Origin of the sequence: Haliea sp. E17, from assembly GCF_048323675.1 — a bacterium.
GTDB lineage: Bacteria > Pseudomonadota > Gammaproteobacteria > Pseudomonadales > Halieaceae > Mangrovimicrobium.
In genome coordinates this window covers 1-17,469 of record NZ_JBLWFK010000009.1, presented here as the reverse complement: position 1 = coordinate 17,469, position 17,469 = coordinate 1, and the positions used below count along the sequence as shown (strand labels likewise).

Here is a 17,469-nt window from a genome sequence, read left to right as displayed (position 1 = left end):
TTGAACGCTCCCCAGAGGAGCTGGACTGAAAATGCTTCAGATAGTTTTGGTGGTACACCTGCTGGTCGCGCTGGCCATTATCGGCCTGATCATGATGCAGCAGGGCAAGGGTGCCGACATGGGCGCCTCCTTCGGTGCCGGTGCGTCGCAAACCCTGTTCGGTTCATCGGGTAGCGGCAACGCGCTGACCCGCGCCACGTCCTGGCTGGTGGCGGTGTTTTTCGCTACCAGTTTTGGCCTGGCGGTGCTGGCGAATCAATCTTCTGCGCCGGTTGATGATTTAGGTATTGAATTGCCCGTGTCTGGAGTACAATCTGCGCCCCAGTCAACAAGCGACGAACTGCCGGTAGTGGAGGACGAAATTCCCGCTGCCAGCAGCGATGAGCCTGCGGGGGATGTTCCCCAACTGGACTGAAGTTTTACGCCGAAGTGGTGGAATTGGTAGACACGCTATCTTGAGGGGGTAGTGGGCAATGCTCGTGCGGGTTCAAGTCCCGCCTTCGGCACCATTAGTATGACGCACGATAGTCCACGCAGTGGAGAGTTCGTGTGGCCCTGGCCGGGCGCGTCAAGTCCCGCCTTCGGCAGTTGCACAAAACAAGGCCCGGTAAAAACCGGGTTTTGTTTTTTTTAACCAGGGAATTCCCGGTTATTGATCCAGATAGATGGTTTTGGATCGCGGTCGTTGGTTTGTCTTCCGGCAAATATTGCAGGTCGGGCGGTGCGGCAAACTTTTCACTGAAATCGCCGAAGAAAATTTCGGTATTTCGGTTGACCCCTGAGGGGGCGGTACCTATAATGCACCACCTCGAATTTGGGGCGCGGAAGAAACTTTAGCCGCAACCCGGGGTGATTGCCGAGGGGCTTTCACATCGAGGTAGTTTTGATGCGGGGTGGAGCAGCCTGGTAGCTCGTCGGGCTCATAACCCGAAGGTCGTCGGTTCAAATCCGGCCCCCGCTACCAACATATCGTCGCACGCTCCGAAACCGCGACGATTATCGGAAAGCCCCTTTATTGGGGCTTTTTCGTACTTGGAGAAAAGGTGCCGGCGTGGCAGGAAAGTCCGAACAGATCCAGCAGATGCTGGAACCGACAGTAGAAGCCCTTGGCTTTGAGTTGTGGGGTGTCGAGTACCTGTCACAGGGCAGGCACAGCGTGTTGCGCCTGTATATAGAGAGCGAAAACGGTGTGAATGTCGACGACTGCGCGGCGGTAAGCGAGCAGGTTAGCGGCATTCTCGATGTGGAGGATCCCATCACCGGTGAGTACACCCTCGAGGTTTCCTCCCCGGGCATGGATCGCCTGCTGTTCAAGTTGCAACAATACCCGGCATATGTTGGGGAGATTATCGACCTGCGCCTGCGCAGTCCCTTCGAGGGGCGACGCAGGTTCAGGGGTGTACTGAAAGGCATAGAGGGCGAGGACGTGGTAGTCCAGGTTGACGACCACGAATACCTTCTGCCGCACAGCGCGATCGACAAGGCGCGCGTTGAACCCCGCATCTGAATGCGGCTTGTGAACTGGCGAGGCTAGAGATGAACAAGGAAATTCTGCTGGTAGCGGAAGCTGTTTCCAACGAGAAAGGGGTGTCCGAGGACATCATTTTCGAGGCGATTGAACTCGCCCTGGCGACAGCGACCAAAAAACGCTACGAAGAGGATTCGGATATCGAGGTCGTTATCGACCGCAAGACCGGCGACTACGTGACCAAGCGTCGCTGGCTGGTCGTGCCCGATGACGAGCTGGCGCTGCTGGGCACCCAGTTCACCACCGAGGAAGCGGCGGAGAAAGACACTTCCCTGCAGCCCGGCGACATTTACGAGGAAATCGTGGAAAACGTCGGCTTCGGCCGCATCGCTGCCCAGACTGCCAAGCAGGTGATCGTGCAGCGCGTGCGCGACGCAGAGCGCGCCCAGGTGGTCGAGCAGTATATGGATCGTGTCGGCGAACTGGTCGCCGGTTCGGTCAAGAAAGTCACCCGCGACAATATCATCGTGGACCTCGGCAACAACGCCGAGGGCCTGCTGCCGCGCGGTGAACTGGTCGGCCGCGAGACCTTCCGCGTCAATGACCGCGTGCGCGCCATCCTCAAGGAAATCAGCGCCGAAGCCCGCGGCCCGCAGCTGATTCTCAGCCGCGCCTGCCCGGAAATGCTGATCGAACTGTTCAAGATCGAGGTGCCGGAAATTTCCGAGGGCGTGATCCAGATCCGCGCGGCTGCCCGCGATCCGGGCTCGCGGGCCAAGATCGCGGTCAAGACCAACGACCAGCGCATCGACCCGGTGGGTGCGTGTGTCGGTATGCGCGGTTCACGCGTACAGGCGGTGTCCAACGAACTCGACAACGAGCGCGTGGATATCGTGTTGTGGGACGACAACCCGGCGCAACTGGTGGTGAACGCGATGGCGCCCGCCGAGGTTGAATCCATCGTCATGGATGAAGATTCCGGCACCATGGACGTGGCCGTATCCGAGGATAACCTGGCGCAGGCCATTGGCCGCGCCGGCCAGAACGTCCGCCTCGCCAGCGAGCTGACCCAGTGGACCATCAACGTGATGAGCCTCGAAGATGCAGCCGCCAAGCACGAGGCCGAGGCCGGCCAGGTGATCAGCGTGTTCTGCGAACAGCTCGACGTGGACGAGGAAGTCGCCGAGATCCTGGTGGAAGAAGGTTTCACCACGCTGGAAGAAGTGGCCTATGTGCCGCTGGAAGAAATGACTGCCATCGAAGGCTTCGACGAGGATATCGCCGAGGAACTGCGCGCCCGTGCCAAGGATGCGCTGCTGACCCAGGCGATTGCCTCGGAAGAACAGCTGGGCGCCAACGAGCCCGCCGACGATCTGCTCAACATGGAAGGCATGGACCGCCACCTGGCATTCATCCTGGCCAGCCGCGGCATCGTCACCATGGAAGATCTCGCCGAGCAGGGCGTTGAAGACCTGATGGACATTGAAGACATGACAGAAGAGCGTGCCGGCCAGTTGATTATGACCGCACGTGAACCCTGGTTTGCGGAGTCCGAAAGCTGAGCGACGCCAGCTGGAAGCCAGACACACGCAAACAAGGGTATCGAGGAGAACATAGCATGGCGCAAGTGACAGTACGGCAACTCGCAGAAGTCGTGGGTGCATCCGCCGAACGTCTGCTCACGCAGATGAAAGAGGCGGGGCTACCCCACACCGAGTCGGAAGAAGCCGTGTCTGACGAGGATAAACAGACCCTGCTTGCCTACCTCAAGCGGAGTCACGGGGAGACCACCGAGGCTCCCAAGCGCATCACCCTCAAGCGCAAGACGATCAGCACCCTGAAATCCAGTAGTTCCCAGGGCAAGAAGACCGTAGCGGTGGAAGTGCGCAAGAAGCGCACCTACGTGAAGCGCGATCCGTCCGAGCTGGAGGCTGAGGTGCGCGCGGCGAAGGAGCATGCTGCGGAAGAGCTGCCCGCTGACGAAGACCTGGCGGAGATTGGCGTAGCGGCCGAGGCCGCCGAGGTGGAAACAGTCGAGGCACCGGTCGAGCAGGAAGTCGCAGCTGAAGCACCTGTGGTAGAGCCCGAGCCCGAGTTTGTGCCCGAGCCCGAGCCGGAAGAAGACGAAGACGAAGACATCGATCCAGCGAACATGGATCCCGAAGTCCTGCGCCAGCGCGCGGCCAGGCGCCGGCAGAAAAAAGAAGCCGAGGAAGCGGCTGCGCGCAAGGTAGCGCTCGAAGCGCGCCAGCGCGAGGAAGCCGAGCGCAAGAAATCCGAAGAGGAGGCGCGTGTCGCCAAGGCCGAGAAAGCCCAGGAGACCCTCAAGCGTCCCAAGCGCCTGCACGAGGCGCCGCGTGAGCCAGAGCGTGAACAGTCGCCACGCAAGAAGAAACATGGCCGGCTCGACCGCGCCGAACCGCTCGGGCGCGGCAAGCACCGCGGGCACAACCTGTCGCTGTCCGACCTGGACCGCGCGGAATCAGGTGTCGGCCGTCGTGGTGGGCGCAAGAAACTCAAAGCAGCCCATTCTGAACACGGTAAGCACGGATTCGAAATGCCCACAGAACGAAAAACGATTGAAGTCCAGCTTCCGGAGGCCATTTCGGTCGGCGATCTCGCCCAGCAGATGGCAGTCAAGGCCAGCGTCGTCATCAAGGAACTGATGAAACTGGGCGTCATGGCCACCATCAACCAGATGCTGGACCAGGATACCGCCGCCCTGGTGGTCGAGGAACTGGGCCACTACGTCAGGCTGGTCAGCGCCGACGCCATCGAGGAAAGCCTGGTTGAAACCCTGGCCCAGACCACCGATGAAGGCACGCTGGAATCACGCGCGCCGGTGGTGACCGTGATGGGTCACGTCGACCACGGTAAGACCTCGTTGCTGGACTACATCCGCAAGAGCCACGTGGCCTCCGGCGAAGCCGGCGGGATTACCCAGCACATCGGTGCCTACCACGTGGATACCGGGCACGGCATGATTTCCTTCCTCGACACCCCCGGTCACGCCGCGTTTACCGCCATGCGTGCACGCGGTGCCCGGAGTACCGATATCGTAATCCTGGTAGTGGCCGCCGATGACGGTGTGATGCCGCAGACCGAAGAAGCGGTGCAGCACGCCCGCGCCGCCGGCGTGCCGCTGATTGTCGCGGTCAACAAGATGGACAAGGAGGGCGCCGATCCCGACCGGGTCAAGAATGAACTGGCCGCCAAGGATGTCATCCCCGAAGAGTGGGGTGGCGACACCCAGTTTGTGCCTGTATCGGCGCACACCGGCCAGGGCATCGAGGAACTGCTGGAAGCTGTGCTGCTGCAGGCGGAACTGCTGGAACTGCAGGCGCCGCGGGATGTGCCCGCACAGGGTATCGTCATCGAGTCCCGGCTCGACAAGGGTCGCGGTTCCGTGGCCTCCCTGCTGGTGCAGAGCGGTACCCTGCGCGCCGGCGACATCGTTCTCGCCGGCCTGCAGTATGGCCGCGTGCGTGCGATGCTGGACGAAAACGGACAGCCGATTTCCGAAGCCGGCCCGTCGATCCCGGTGGAAATCCTCGGACTCGACGGCACGCCCGATGCGGGCGACCCCTTCGCTGTCGTGGAGAGTGAGAAGCGCGCCCGCGAGATCGCCGATTTCCGCCAGGAGAAAAGCCGCAACACCAAGCTGGCGCGGCAGCAGGCGGCCAAGCTGGACAACATGTTCGAAAGCATGTCTGCCGGCGAGCGCAAAACCCTCAACGTGGTGGTCAAGGCCGACGTGCGCGGTTCACTGGAAGCCATCCAGTCCTCGCTGCTCGACCTCGGCAACGACGAAGTGCAGGTCAACATCGTTTCCGGCGGTGTCGGCGGTATCGCAGAGACCGACGTCAACCTGGCGATTACCTCCGGCAGCGTAGTATTCGGTTTCAACGTGCGTGCCGATAACGCGGCGCGCAAGCTGGTCGAGAACGAAGGTGTGGACCTGCGTTACTACAACGTGATCTACGACCTGATCGACGACGTCAAGCAGGCCCTGTCCGGCATGCTGGCACCGGAGATGCGCGAGGAAATCCTCGGTATCGCGGAAGTGCGCGACGTGTTCCGCTCGCCCAAGTTCGGCCAGATCGCCGGCTGTATGGTGATCGAGGGCACCGTGTACCGCTCACGACCGATCCGCGTGCTGCGCGACAACGTGGTGATCTACGAAGGCGAGCTGGAATCCCTGCGCCGCTTCAAGGACGACGCCAGTGAAGTGCGCAACGGCATGGAGTGTGGTATCGGCGTGAAGAACTACACCGATGTGAAGGTCGGCGACCAGATCGAAGTCTACGAGGTGAAGGAAATCGCCCGCACCCTGTAAGGGCGGACGACTCCTCCGGATTACTGCCGTGGCAAAAGAGTACGCCAGAACCCAACGCGTCGCCGATTACCTGCAGAAGGAATTGGCGAGCCTGCTGCAACGCGAGGTGCGCGACCCCCGGGTCGGCATGGTCAGCGTCACCGGCGTGCAGGTGAGCCGCGACCTCGGTCACGCGCGGGTGTATTTCACCCTGCTGGGCGCAGATTCTGCGGACGAAGCGAAAGAGTCCGCCGAGGCGCTCAACGGCATGGCGGGTTTCCTGCGCAGCCAGCTGTCCCGCGACAGCACCATGCGCAGCGTGCCGCAATTGCGTTTTTACTTTGATACCAGCGTGGGCCGCGGTCGCGACATGGAAGACCTGATCCGCCGCGCCGCCGACGCCGACCGCAAGCTGGGCCTGCGCGACGACGAAACACCGGAGGACCAGTAGGCCATGGCGCGGCATCGCCGTGGCCGGCCGGTGAATGGCATCCTGGTACTCGACAAGCCCTCGGGCATGAGTTCGAACCAGGCCCTGCAGACAGTCAAGCGGCTGTTTTTCGCCGCCAAGGCGGGGCATACCGGCAGCCTGGACCCCCTGGCAACCGGCGTATTGCCGCTGTGTTTTGGCGAGGCGACCAAGTTTTCCCAGTACCTGCTGGACGCGGACAAGGCCTACGCCAGCACCTTTGTACTGGGTGCGATCACCGCGAGCGGTGACGCCGATGGCGAATTGCTGGAAGAACACGACGCCAGCGCGGTTACCGAGGCGGAGGTCGCCACTGCCCTGGAACAGTTCCGCGGCGAGATCGAGCAGGTGCCGTCGATGTTTTCCGCGATCAAGCGGGACGGCCAGCCCCTCTACAAGCTGGCCAGGCAGGGCATAGAAGTCGAGCGCGAGGCGCGCCAGGTGACTGTCAAACACCTGGAATTGCGCGCCTTCCGCCCCGGGCCCCGCGCCGAGGCAGATATCTACCTCGAGTGCAGCAAGGGCACCTACGTGCGGTCGATCGCCGAAGACCTCGGCCGGGTGCTGGGCTGTGGAGCCCACGTCAGTGTCCTGCGGCGCACCAAGGCGGGTCCGTTCGCGCTGGAAGACAGTGTCAGTTTGCCTACACTGGAGAGTCTGAAGCAGAACGATGAGCTGGCGCAGATGGATGCGTTCCTGCTGCCAGAAGATACCGCGTTGCGGGCCCTGCCGCTGGTCGAGCTCACCGAATCCGGGGGTTTCTACCTCCGCCAGGGCCAGCCGGTGTTGGTGCCAAATGCGCCCTGTAATGGTATTGTGCGCGTCGCCCTTGAGAGCGGCGAGTTCCTGGGGGTAGGCGAAATATTGGACGACGGGCGCGTGGCGCCGCGTCGATTGGTGGTCAACCGGTAACAGGCACGCGCCGGCCGGTACACCGATAGCGCAGGGATGCGCGGTAAATTGCCGCCGGAAGGTGGCTGGAACCTGTCTGTTAATCTGCACGGACAGGCTCATTTCTTAACCTCGGGTGAAAAAGCCCGACGCAGATTACGAAAGAGGAATGTAAAAATGGCTTTGAATGCTGAGCAAAAAGCGGCAATTGTAACTGAGTACCAGCAAGGCGAGGGCGATACCGGCTCTCCCGAAGTACAGGTAGCGCTGTTGAGTGCGAACATCGACCAGCTGCAGGGACACTTCCAGCAGCACAAAGGGGATCACCATTCCCGTCGCGGTCTGATTCGCATGGTAAACCAGCGCCGCAAGTTGCTGGACTACCTGAAGCGTAAGGACGCAGCGCGCTACACCGATCTGATCAAGCGCCTCGGCCTGCGCCGCTAAATCGCTCGAAATACCGGGGGCTTGTCCCCCGGTTGTCATTTAAGAATTGGAGAAAAAGAGTGAATCCAGTAACTAAAACTTTCCAGTACGGTGCTCAGACCGTCACCCTGGAAACCGGCCGTATCGCCCGTCAGGCGACCGGTTCGGTCCTGGTGACCGTCGAGAACACCTCAGTACTGTGTACCGTGGTGGCCGAAAAGGCCCCGCAGCCAGGCAAGGATTTCTTCCCCCTGGGTGTCCATTACATCGAGAAGACCTACTCCGTAGGCAAGATTCCCGGCGGCTTCTTCAAGCGTGAAGCACGTCCCAGCGAGAAAGAAACCCTGACCTCGCGCCTGATCGACCGCCCCATCCGCCCGCTGTTCCCCAACGGTTTCATGAACGAAGTACAGGTTGTTTGTACCGTCATGTCAGCGGACAAGACAATCGATCCCGATATCCCCGCGATGATCGGCACCTCCGCAGCCCTGGCGATTTCCGGCGTGCCCTTCAACGGCCCGATCGGCGCCGCCCGTGTCGGCTTTAGCGAAGCGCAGGGTTACATCCTCAACCCCACCTACGAGCAGCTGAAAGCGTCCAAGCTGGACATGGTTGTCGCCGGTACCGCCGACGCGGTCCTGATGGTGGAGTCGGAAGCCAAAGAGCTCACCGAAGACCAGATGCTGGGCGCGGTGCTCTACGCTCACCAGGAAATGCAGGCAGTCATCCAGGCGGTCAACGAACTCGCCGCAGAAGCTGGCAAGCCGCGCTGGGAATGGCAGGCGGAAGCAGTCAACGAAGAGCTGCTGGCTGCCGTGGAAGCCCAGGTCAAAGCCGATCTCGGTGAAGCCTATCGCATTACCGAGAAGGCCTCCCGCTACGCGCGCGTTGACGAAATTCGCTCTGCGGCCGTGGCCGCACTGGTGGTCGAGGGTGGCCCCAGCGAAGATGACGTCAAAGGCATCTTCAAGAAGGTCGAGAAAAACCTCGTGCGCAAGCGCATCCTGGCCGGTGAGCCGCGTATCGACGGCCGCGACAACCGCACCGTCCGCGCCATCGCCTGTGAAGTCGACCTGCTGGCCAAAGCCCACGGTTCCGCGCTGTTTACCCGCGGCGAAACCCAGGCCATCGGTGCCGTAACGCTGGGTTCCACCCGCGATGCGCAGATCATCGATGCGCTGGAAGGCGAGCGCCGCGATCCCTTCATGCTGCACTACAACTTCCCCCCCTACTCGGTGGGCGAAGCTGGCCGTGTCGGCTTCACCAGCCGTCGCGAAATCGGCCACGGCCGCCTGGCCCGCCGCGGCCTGGCCGCGGTACTGCCCGGTGAGGAAGAGTTTCCCTATACCGTGCGCGTGGTGTCCGAGATCACCGAATCCAACGGTTCCAGCTCCATGGCTTCCGTCTGTGTCGGCTCGCTGGCACTGATGGCCGCGGGCGTACCGCTGAAGGCGCCGGTTGCCGGTATCGCCATGGGCCTGGTCAAGGACGGCAACCAGTTTGCGGTCCTCACCGATATCCTCGGTGACGAAGACCACCTCGGCGACATGGACTTCAAGGTCGCCGGTACCGCCGAGGGCGTCACCGCCCTGCAGATGGACATCAAGATCGAGGGCATCACCGCCCAGATCATGGAGACCGCACTGGAGCAGGCCCAGCAGGCCCGCCTGCACATTCTCGGCCAGATGAACCAGGTGCTCGCGCAGCCGCGTGAAGTGACCTCCGAGAATGCGCCTTCCATGGTGACCATCAAGATCGATTCCGACAAGATCCGCGACATCATCGGTAAAGGTGGCGCGACCATTCGCTCCATCACCGAGGAATCCGGCGCGACTGTCGATATCGACGACGACGGCACCGTGCGTATCTTCGGCCAGGATTCCGCCGCCCGCGACAAGGCGCTGGAACTGATCCAGGAGATCACCGCGGAAGCCGAAATCGGCGCGGTTTACACCGGCAAGGTTGCCCGTATCGTCGACTTCGGCGCGTTCGTCACCATCCTGCCCGGCAAGGACGGCCTGGTGCACATCTCCCAGATCGCCAACGAGCGAGTGGAAAATGTGTCCGACCACCTGACCGAAGGCCAGGAAGTGCGGGTGAAAGTGCTGGATGTAGACCAGCGCGGCCGCATCAAGCTCTCCATCAAGGAGCTGCTGGAAGACGAAGGTGAGGGCGAAGCCGCCGAGGCCGAGCACACCGCCGACTGATCCGGCAATCGCCATCCCGAGGGGGTGTACCTGTGGTACACCCCCTTTTTTTTGCCTGCTCACTGCCCGCCCGGGCAGACTGGCGAGTAGCTGCCCAGCGTCTATCCTGCTAAGAGGCTATGACCACAGGGAGGGGGATAGCATGCAACGACGCAAGTTTTGCCAGGCCGCGCTCGGCGCCGGCCTGTTGGTAACACCGACGCTGGCCTGGGTCAGTGCGGCCAGGGCACAAACCGCGATTGCCGCAGTCACCCTGGACGGCGCGCCGACCCAGCTCGAGGCCGCCGCCGTGCGCGACCTGGCAGCCGCCCTGCAGGGCGAGCTGCTGATGGCGGGGGACGCGGATTACGATGTGGCGCGCAAGCTGTGGAACGGGATGCACGACAAGCATCCGGCGTTGATCGCGCGGGTGGCTGACAGCGCGGATATCAGCAAGGCTATCACCTTCGCCCGCGAGCGCAGCCTGCTGCTGGCGATCAAGGGCGGCGGGCACAGCTGGCCCGGCAAGTCGGTCTGCGAGGGCGGGCTGATGATCGACCTCGCGGAAATGCACGCCGTCACGGTGGATACCCTGGCGCGCCGGGCGAGTGTCCAGGGTGGCGCCCTGCTCGGCCAGCTGGATTCCGCGACCCTGGCCAAAGGGCTGGTCACCACGGCGGGGGTGGTGTCGCACACCGGGGTGGGTGGTTTCACCCTGGGAGGGGGCTTTGGGCGGCTCAACCGCAAATACGGCCTGGCTGTCGACAACCTGGTTGCCGCAGAGGTCGTGACTGCCGATGGCGTAGTGCGCCAGGTAAGTGCGGAGGAAGAGCCCGACCTGTTCTGGGCCCTGCGCGGTGGCGGCGGCAATTTCGGGGTGGTCAGCCGCTTCGACTACCAGCTGTATCCCTTCGACCGCAATGTCCTTTCCGGGGCGATCACCTGGCCCATCGAACAGGCCCGGGAAGTCCTGGCATTCTATCGCGACTGGTACCTCGGCCTGTCCGATGACTGCTATGTCGGGCCGACCATGGCGACGACTCCGGACGGTACCTCCTTTATCCTGATGGAGGTGGTCTACGCCGGCGACCCCGCGGCGGGGGAGAAAGAACTGGCTCCCCTGCGCCAGTTTGGCAAACCCATGGAGGATGGCATCAAGGTACAGGACTACCAGGTCATGCAGACCTGGGAGGACGCCACCTTTCACCACGGCATTCGCTCCTATGCCAAGAACGGCATGGTGAAAGCCATTGGCCCGGAACTGGTCGACGCGATGCTGGAAAGCTTCGTGCCGGATCCGCGGCTGGCTTTCTTCACCCACACTGCGGGAGGCGCGGTGAAACGGGTTGGCGAGCTGGACACAGCTTTTCCCCACCGCAAGGCGGAGACCATGATGATTGTCGCGGGTGCGTGGACCGACCCGGCGCAGGACGCGGAGGCCATGGCCACCTGCCGCGAATGGTTCCGCCAGTTGGAACCGTTCACCGGGGGCTACTACGACAATATCGAGTTCGAAGGTGCGGCCGCCGCCGGCAACTACGGGCCCGCCTACCCCCGGCTCTCGCGGATCAAGGCGCAGTACGATCCCGGCAACCTGTTCCGCCTGAACAGCAATATCCTTCCCCAGGCCTGAACGCATCCCGCGCCGGCAGCTGCTGGCGCGGGATGTCACAAAGCTGTCACTCAATCGCCATCTGATCGTTGCAGGACTGTAACAGGCCCTCAGTAACGTTTACGCCGCACGACGCTTGTTTCACTGCCGGGCCGAAGCGTCACTTTCCCAGGTCCGCGCAAAGCTAATTGCAGTACACACACGTCACCTGATCCAGGAGAGAACACTGATGTCCAAATTTACAAAGGGTATGCTTGCCGCGGGCGTACTGCTCGCCAATGCCCAGATGGTTTCCGCAGACAATGCCCGCCAGCAGGGCGATATCTTTTTCTACCCGCTGACCCAGTCTGCAGCCGTTGCGACTGTCGAAGGTACCACCGGCAAGAAGTCACACTTCAATGAGCTGAACCACCCTTGGCAGACCCCGCCCGGCGTGTCCCAGACCAACCTCACCAGCATGAGTGAGATTGAAGCTGATATTAATCAGTCAGTGGTGCGGGTTGTGAATCAGGGTACCAGTGCAACCATGTGGGACATGATAGCGTTTGACCCGACCGGCCAGTACATCTTCATCCCCCACGAAACTCCCGTGGGTGCCGGTGTGAGCCGCTATGACACCATGACCGATACCACTGTCATGCTGTTCTCCGGTGACGGCAATGGCCTCAGCGGTGATTGGGGCGAGGAAGGCAGCCCGACTGACTTCGGCGCGTTTGACCCCTCCACATTTACCCCTAACGGCACCCTGCTGCTGGCTGAAGAGTGGGCTGGCCAGGGTCGTGTCATCGAGGTACTGAACCCGATCGCCGCCAGTGAAAATGGCGCAATCATTCGTGAATTAACTGGTATTCCCAATGTAGCCCATGAGGGTCTGCGCTTCAGCCACGATGGCGGAGCCCTGTACTTCGTCGACGAGTGGAACTCCGGTTCATTGTACAAAATCGTATTTAACGACGCGGAAGATTACTCTCAGGGCGGCACCTCCTATGTCCTGCAGGTGGATGACTTTATCGCCAATGGTGGTGATGCGGCCGCGAACTGGGACTCCGGAGTCAATGCCGATATCCGCACTGGCGCTGCTACCTGGATCGAGATTACCGGCACTGCCACTGACCCGCTGAAAAACGGCATCTCCAGTGACTGCGGTAACCCCGACACCTTCGGCGGTCGCTGTGCCGCCGACGAACTTGACGGTACCCCCTTCGGCCGTCCGGAAGACATGGAAGTGTCCTACACCCGCAGCGGTGACACAGTGGTCTACTTCGCTGCGACCTCAGAGCATTCCGTGTACAGCGTGATCGAAAACGGCGACGGCACGGCGCTGGTACAGGTCCTGGTCAGCGATGCCGAGACGCCGAAAAACCTTGGCTTCCCGGGCACTACCGCCATCCTGAACTCACCGGACAACCTGGCCCAGGACATGTACGGGAATATCTTCGTGATCGAAGACCAGCCCAACGGCGGCGACCGTGGCGGCGATATCTGGTTTGTTCGTGACACTGATCGTGACGGTGTCGCCGAATCCCTCGACCACTTCCTCAGCCATGTGGTTGACGGCGCGGAAGCGACCGGCATGATCTTCAACCCGGTCAGCCCCGACGAGTTCGTGGTGTCCATCCAGCACCCGGACAGCACCGACCTGGCCAAATACCCGGAAGGTTTTGGTGACGCCCTGTGGAAATTCGATATCTCTGAAGTCAACGAACCGAGAGAGTTCGAGCGCAAGAGTAATCGCGACCACGACAAGTCCAAGAAAAAGAGCAAGTAATTCCGGCGCTTGATTCTCAAGGCTTCATACCGCCGCGCTGAATGCGCGGCACTCCCTGGCGCCCACGCTTTTGTGCGGGCGCCTTTCACGTTTTACGGATCCCGAAAATGAGTGTGAACAAACGTATCTCCCTGCTATTTCTTTGCGGAGCCGGGCTGTTGAGCCAGGGCTATTCCCCGGTGCTCCAGGCCGAAGCGGAACAGTCCGTGCCCTACTACGAACAGAACCTTGCCTTGCTAAAGGACAATGAAGGAGTGCGTCCCGCAGCGATTCCCGTACACCCGGTAACTGCAGCTTACAATCGCGAAGCGATTATCCCGCCAATGTGCTATACCCGCACGGAAGGGCAGTACAACCCCTGTTATGTCTGCCACCAGAATCCCCAGCCGGGCCGGGAAAATACCCTCGGTGATGGCGCCCTGCAGGTCGCATACAGCTTCAGTGACCTGGGCCTCACCAATCACTGGAAAAACCTGTTCGAGGACCGCAGCGAGCGGGTGGCGAAAATCTCCGACGCGGAAATTACGGACTGGATCAACCAGGATAACTATTCCGAACTCGCCCCGCGTCTGCGCGAGGCGGAATTCAAGGGTTGGATTCCCGACCTGGAAAACCTTGCCGGCGCTGCGGCGGCGTTCGACAATCAGGGTTTTGCCCGCGACGGGAGTGACTGGATCGCGTTCAATTACAAGCCGTTCCCCAGCACATTCTGGCCCACTAACGGCTCCACGGACGACGTGATGATTCGTCTCGCTCCGGAGTATCGCAGCGACAGCGACGGCAAACCCTCACGCGATATCTATCTCGCCAATCTCGCGGTGACCGAGGCCAACCTGAAAGAGCTCGATGCCATTACGACCTTTCCCGTGGATGAGGCCAGGGTTGGCAAGGACCTCGACGGCGATGGTAAGTTGGGCGTGATTGAGCGCATCACGGTACTGGACGGCTACCTGGGCAAGGCGAGCAACTACTTTCTACAGCGTGGTACCTATCCACAGGGTACGGAATTCCTGCACACAGTGCGCTATGTGGGCGTGGACGCACAGGGTGATATCGGCCCCTCCCGGCGCATGAAGGAAGTGCGTTACCTCAAGAAGCAGGTCTCCTATCCCCTGGTTGCCCTGCGCGAATACTACCGCGAGGAAGGCTATTCCAAGGATGCCGGATACCTGCCCGGATACGCCAGGCTGGGCGACTTTGGTCTCGACAATGGTATGGGCTGGTCGGTCAGCGGTTTCATCGAGGATCGCCACGGCCGTCTGCGCGCCTATACCTTCGAGGAGAACCTTTCCTGTATGGGCTGCCATAATTCGATCGGCTCCACGATAGACAAGACCTTCGCCTTCCCGCGCAAGCCCGACGGCGCTGCCGGCTACGGCTACATCGACCTGAAGTCACTCCAGGACGTTCCCAATCGCGGGGAGACCGAAGGCGAGTACCTCACCTACCTCAGCCGCGTCGGCGGCGGCGGCGAGTTCCGCAGCAACCCGGAGATGCAGGCGAAATGGTTCGATAAGGACGGCGGCCTGAAGCGCAGTGAACTGGAAGCGGTGGCAAGCATCTACGACATTATTACGCCGTCACTGGCGCGGGCGCTGGAACTCAACAAGGCCTACCGGGTTATCGTCGAAGACCAGGATTATATCTACGGCAAGGATGCCACTGTTGTGCCCCCGCACAACGTCTACGACCTGGTGGACAACGAGACTTCGCCGACCCTGCCCTTCGACAAATTCCACGACTGGGATATTCGTCTCGACTGGCGGTCGGCACTCCCGGGCCAGAATATCGCCCAGGGCCACTGAGTTGAAATCGACGGATATGGCAGGTGTGCTATAGTCGGTCGAGTCACTTTTCAGGAAGTACTGTATTTCGAGCGATGTCCCCGGCAAGGAACGCATCCTGTCCCTGTGGCAGTGGAAAAAAATACAAACGCTGCTGCCTGTTGCGAGCTGCGCAACCGCAGCTTTCGTCGCTGCACCAGATTCGCGCGCAACTGGCTAACGCCAGGCAGTTGCTGCAACTGGGCGAACTGGAACGGGCGGAACAGGTGTTGCGCCCGCTGTTGCAGGCCAGCCAGGTACCGCTGGATGCGCTGGTCATGGCATCCAGTATCGCCCTGCAGCAAAAAGATTATGCGCGGGCCCGGGACCTGATGGAAAAAGTCCTGCAGGTCGAGCCCGACAATCCGACCCACCTGTACAACTATGCAACGGCCCTGAGTGTCAGCGGGCGCAAGACCGAGGCGGTAAATGCCTTCCGCCGGGCCCTGGTGATCAATCCTGACCTGATTCCGATCTATCCCAATCTCGGCCACACCCTGCGCGACCTGGGTCGCTCTGCGGAGGCGATCGAGTGCTACATGAAGGCTTTCGCTTCAGGCAGGATCGATATCGCTACCATGAGCCAGATCCTGCTCAGCATGCACCTGTTCTCCCAGTCGGATCATGGGCAGCTGTTTGCCATGCACCGGCAACTGGGTGGGGCTATAGAGCAACAGCATCCGCGTATCGACCTTGCCCAGCGTTCGCCGCGGGCCGACGGCAAGCTGCGTATCGGTTACCTGTCCCCGCGTTTCTCCCGGGAAATCGTCGGTTATTTCTTCAAGCCCCTGTTCGATCACCACGACCGGAGCCGCTTCGAACTCTACTTGTACAGTATTACGCCACGCCAGGATGAACTCACCCGGTATTTCACCGAGCGCGCAGACCAGTGGCGCGACATGGGGGGCGCGGACGCCGCAACCATCAGCCGGCAGATTGCCGAAGATGAGGTGGACATCCTTATCGACCTGGCGGGACATGCGCCGGAAAACCGCATTGGCGTAATGGCGCACCGTCCCGCGCCACTGCAGGTGTCCCTGCTCGATTATTTCGACACTACCGGGCTTACCACGATCGATTACTACGTCACCGACAGTTATTCCTCGCCGCGGGATACAAAACAGCAATTTACCGAAACCCTGATGCGTCTCGAGCGTCCCCGGCTGGTGTACGAGCCACCGGAGTATGCGCCGGAATTCGCCAGCAATACCTCGACGGAGGCCCCCCTGACCTTCGGCTCCTTCAATCGCCACCATAAAGTGGTGCCGCAGGTGGTCGCGACCTGGTCCAGACTCCTGCTCGCCGTGCCCGATTCGCGCCTGCTGCTCAAGGGCAGGGCCTACGAGTCCAGCGATATGCAGGCAGAATTCCGCCAGCGTTTCGCCGAGCACGGGGTGGAGCCGCAGCGCATCGAGTTTCGCGCCGCTTCGCCACACCAGCAAATGCTGGCGGAGTATGCGGATATCGACATTGCCCTGGATACCTTCCCCTACAACGGCGGACTCACCACCTGCGAAGCTCTGTGGATGGGAACGCCGGTACTGACACTGTGCGGAGACCGAATCATCAGCCGGCAGACCGCCGGCATGCTTGAAGCCATCGGTTTGCCCGAATTTATTGCCGCAGACGGGGATGATTTTGCCCGTATCGGCGTCTACTGGAATGAACACCGGCAGGCATTGCTCGCCCTGCGGCAGGGCTTGCGACAGCGCATGGCGCAGTCGGCGCTCACGGATGCCGCGGGCTATACACGGGAATTGGAGGACCGCTTGTTGGCGGCCTGGGCTGAGAGAGAAACGTCCTGAATTTCCGGGTTGGAGGTTCGTTGCCGCAAGTACAGAACTTGAGTGGAAAAAGTTTCGGTGGCATTGAATCCGCAAGCGCAGGCGCATGTCCCGTACTTACTCGAGAGACTTTTATGTACAGGATGTACGGTATGTCGCGAGAGCCATGGATGGCGGTAGCGACTGACTCGACGCACGGAACATGCACCTGCACTTGCTCGCTCCGCGCGTAATTCCGTCGGGTTCAGGCGATGCAGGGGAGACATTCCGGTGGTTTCGATCCCGCAAGCGCAGGCGCATGTCCCGTGCTTACTCGAAAGACTTTTAACTCGACGCACGGAACATGCGCCTGCACTTGCTCGCCCCGTGCGTAATTCCGCCAAGTTCAGGTTCAGGGACCAAGAGTCGAATTCACTGCTGACGAGGGATTCGGTCTCATACCCCTTCCGCGGTGAGTTAAAAGTCCTTCGAGCCGCGGAAGGGGTATGAGACCGGAGCCCGCATCCAGGGCTCCGCTTTTGACCTACCTACAGCAGCCGGTTCAGCCCGGGCGGTTGGCAATCAGCTTGTCGACCACCGAAGGGTCCGCCAGCGTACTGGTATCCCCCAGCGACCCCAGCTCGTTCTCCGCAATCTTGCGTAGGATACGGCGCATGATCTTGCCCGAGCGGGTCTTCGGCAGGTCCGGCGCCCACTGGATCACGTCCGGCTTGGCGATCGGGCCGAT

Annotated in this window: 13 protein-coding genes, 2 tRNA genes and 1 pseudogene; 15 read left to right on the top strand and 1 reads right to left on the bottom strand. The window is 61.3% G+C overall.

The features are described from left to right. Positions 1-31 precede the first annotated feature (31 nt). The 15 genes and pseudogenes from secG to ACNKU3_RS19475 all read left to right on the top strand — a co-directional run bounded on the left by secG (position 32) and on the right by ACNKU3_RS19475 (position 16,763). The gene (gene secG / locus ACNKU3_RS19545) at positions 32-415 is read left to right on the top strand and encodes a preprotein translocase subunit SecG (RefSeq protein WP_418261251.1); all 384 of its coding nucleotides are present in this window, start codon (positions 32-34) and stop codon (positions 413-415) included. An 8-nt stretch (positions 416-423) separates the two neighbouring features. Continuing rightward, positions 424-509: transfer RNA gene (locus tag ACNKU3_RS19540), tRNA-Leu, on the top strand. 378 nt (positions 510-887) lie between these two features. Continuing rightward, a tRNA-Met gene (locus ACNKU3_RS19535) sits at positions 888-964 on the top strand. Between the two features lie 87 nt (positions 965-1,051). Continuing rightward, on the top strand, positions 1,052-1,507 hold the full coding sequence (rimP, locus tag ACNKU3_RS19530; protein WP_418261250.1) for a ribosome maturation factor RimP: 456 nt from the start codon (positions 1,052-1,054) through the stop codon (positions 1,505-1,507). Between the two features lie 29 nt (positions 1,508-1,536). Beyond that, positions 1,537-3,030 carry a transcription termination factor NusA gene (nusA, locus tag ACNKU3_RS19525; protein WP_418261249.1) on the top strand — a complete coding sequence of 498 codons (1,494 nt, stop codon included), beginning with the start codon at positions 1,537-1,539 and terminating at the stop codon, positions 3,028-3,030. Between the two features lie 56 nt (positions 3,031-3,086). Continuing rightward, the gene (infB, locus tag ACNKU3_RS19520) at positions 3,087-5,804 is read left to right on the top strand and encodes a translation initiation factor IF-2 (RefSeq protein WP_418261248.1); all 2,718 of its coding nucleotides are present in this window, start codon (positions 3,087-3,089) and stop codon (positions 5,802-5,804) included. Positions 5,805-5,832: 28 nt separating this feature from the next. Continuing rightward, positions 5,833-6,234 carry a 30S ribosome-binding factor RbfA gene (gene rbfA, locus ACNKU3_RS19515; protein WP_418261247.1) on the top strand — a complete coding sequence of 134 codons (402 nt, stop codon included), beginning with the start codon at positions 5,833-5,835 and terminating at the stop codon, positions 6,232-6,234. Between the two features lie 3 nt (positions 6,235-6,237). Next, positions 6,238-7,164: a tRNA pseudouridine(55) synthase TruB gene (truB, locus tag ACNKU3_RS19510; protein WP_418261246.1), complete on the top strand. Its 927-nt coding sequence runs from the start codon at positions 6,238-6,240 to the stop codon at positions 7,162-7,164. A 156-nt stretch (positions 7,165-7,320) separates the two neighbouring features. Further along, positions 7,321-7,590 (top strand): 30S ribosomal protein S15, encoded by a 270-nt coding sequence (gene rpsO, locus ACNKU3_RS19505; protein ID WP_418261245.1) that lies wholly within the window; start codon positions 7,321-7,323, stop codon positions 7,588-7,590. A gap of 59 nt (positions 7,591-7,649) precedes the next feature. After that, positions 7,650-9,776 carry a polyribonucleotide nucleotidyltransferase gene (gene pnp, locus ACNKU3_RS19500; RefSeq protein ID WP_418261244.1) on the top strand — a complete coding sequence of 709 codons (2,127 nt, stop codon included), beginning with the start codon at positions 7,650-7,652 and terminating at the stop codon, positions 9,774-9,776. Positions 9,777-9,918: 142 nt separating this feature from the next. Continuing rightward, on the top strand, positions 9,919-11,388 hold the full coding sequence (locus tag ACNKU3_RS19495) for an FAD-binding oxidoreductase (RefSeq protein ID WP_418261243.1): 1,470 nt from the start codon (positions 9,919-9,921) through the stop codon (positions 11,386-11,388). Positions 11,389-11,596: 208 nt separating this feature from the next. Then, entirely contained in the window at positions 11,597-13,135 is a 1,539-nt protein-coding gene (locus ACNKU3_RS19490; protein WP_418261242.1) for an alkaline phosphatase PhoX, read from the top strand. 107 nt (positions 13,136-13,242) lie between these two features. After that, the gene (locus ACNKU3_RS19485; protein WP_418261241.1) at positions 13,243-14,940 is read left to right on the top strand and encodes a hypothetical protein; all 1,698 of its coding nucleotides are present in this window, start codon (positions 13,243-13,245) and stop codon (positions 14,938-14,940) included. A gap of 74 nt (positions 14,941-15,014) precedes the next feature. Next, positions 15,015-15,080 (top strand): annotated as a pseudogene (locus ACNKU3_RS19480) (SEC-C metal-binding domain-containing protein); the annotation flags it as partial. Next, complete coding sequence (locus tag ACNKU3_RS19475; protein ID WP_418261342.1) at positions 15,081-16,763, top strand: tetratricopeptide repeat protein; 1,683 nt, start codon at positions 15,081-15,083, stop codon at positions 16,761-16,763. It abuts the pseudogene before it with no gap. A gap of 520 nt (positions 16,764-17,283) precedes the next feature. Here the strand turns inward: ACNKU3_RS19475 and ACNKU3_RS19470 are convergent. Further along, positions 17,284-17,469: hypothetical protein (locus ACNKU3_RS19470; RefSeq protein ID WP_418261240.1), on the bottom strand; the 186-nt coding region annotated here is incomplete at its 5' end.

What these genes read in the sequence shown, in the direction of transcription:
- secG (WP_418261251.1), top strand. Translation starts at nt 32, where the DNA reads ATGCTTCAGATAGTTTTGGTGGTACACCTGCTGGTCGCGCTGGCCATT.
- nusA (WP_418261249.1), top strand. Translation starts at nt 1,537, where the DNA reads ATGAACAAGGAAATTCTGCTGGTAGCGGAAGCTGTTTCCAACGAGAAA.
- infB (WP_418261248.1), top strand. Translation starts at nt 3,087, where the DNA reads ATGGCGCAAGTGACAGTACGGCAACTCGCAGAAGTCGTGGGTGCATCC.
- truB (WP_418261246.1), top strand. Translation starts at nt 6,238, where the DNA reads ATGGCGCGGCATCGCCGTGGCCGGCCGGTGAATGGCATCCTGGTACTC.
- rpsO (WP_418261245.1), top strand. Translation starts at nt 7,321, where the DNA reads ATGGCTTTGAATGCTGAGCAAAAAGCGGCAATTGTAACTGAGTACCAG.
- ACNKU3_RS19495 (WP_418261243.1), top strand. Translation starts at nt 9,919, where the DNA reads ATGCAACGACGCAAGTTTTGCCAGGCCGCGCTCGGCGCCGGCCTGTTG.
- ACNKU3_RS19490 (WP_418261242.1), top strand. Translation starts at nt 11,597, where the DNA reads ATGTCCAAATTTACAAAGGGTATGCTTGCCGCGGGCGTACTGCTCGCC.
- ACNKU3_RS19485 (WP_418261241.1), top strand. Translation starts at nt 13,243, where the DNA reads ATGAGTGTGAACAAACGTATCTCCCTGCTATTTCTTTGCGGAGCCGGG.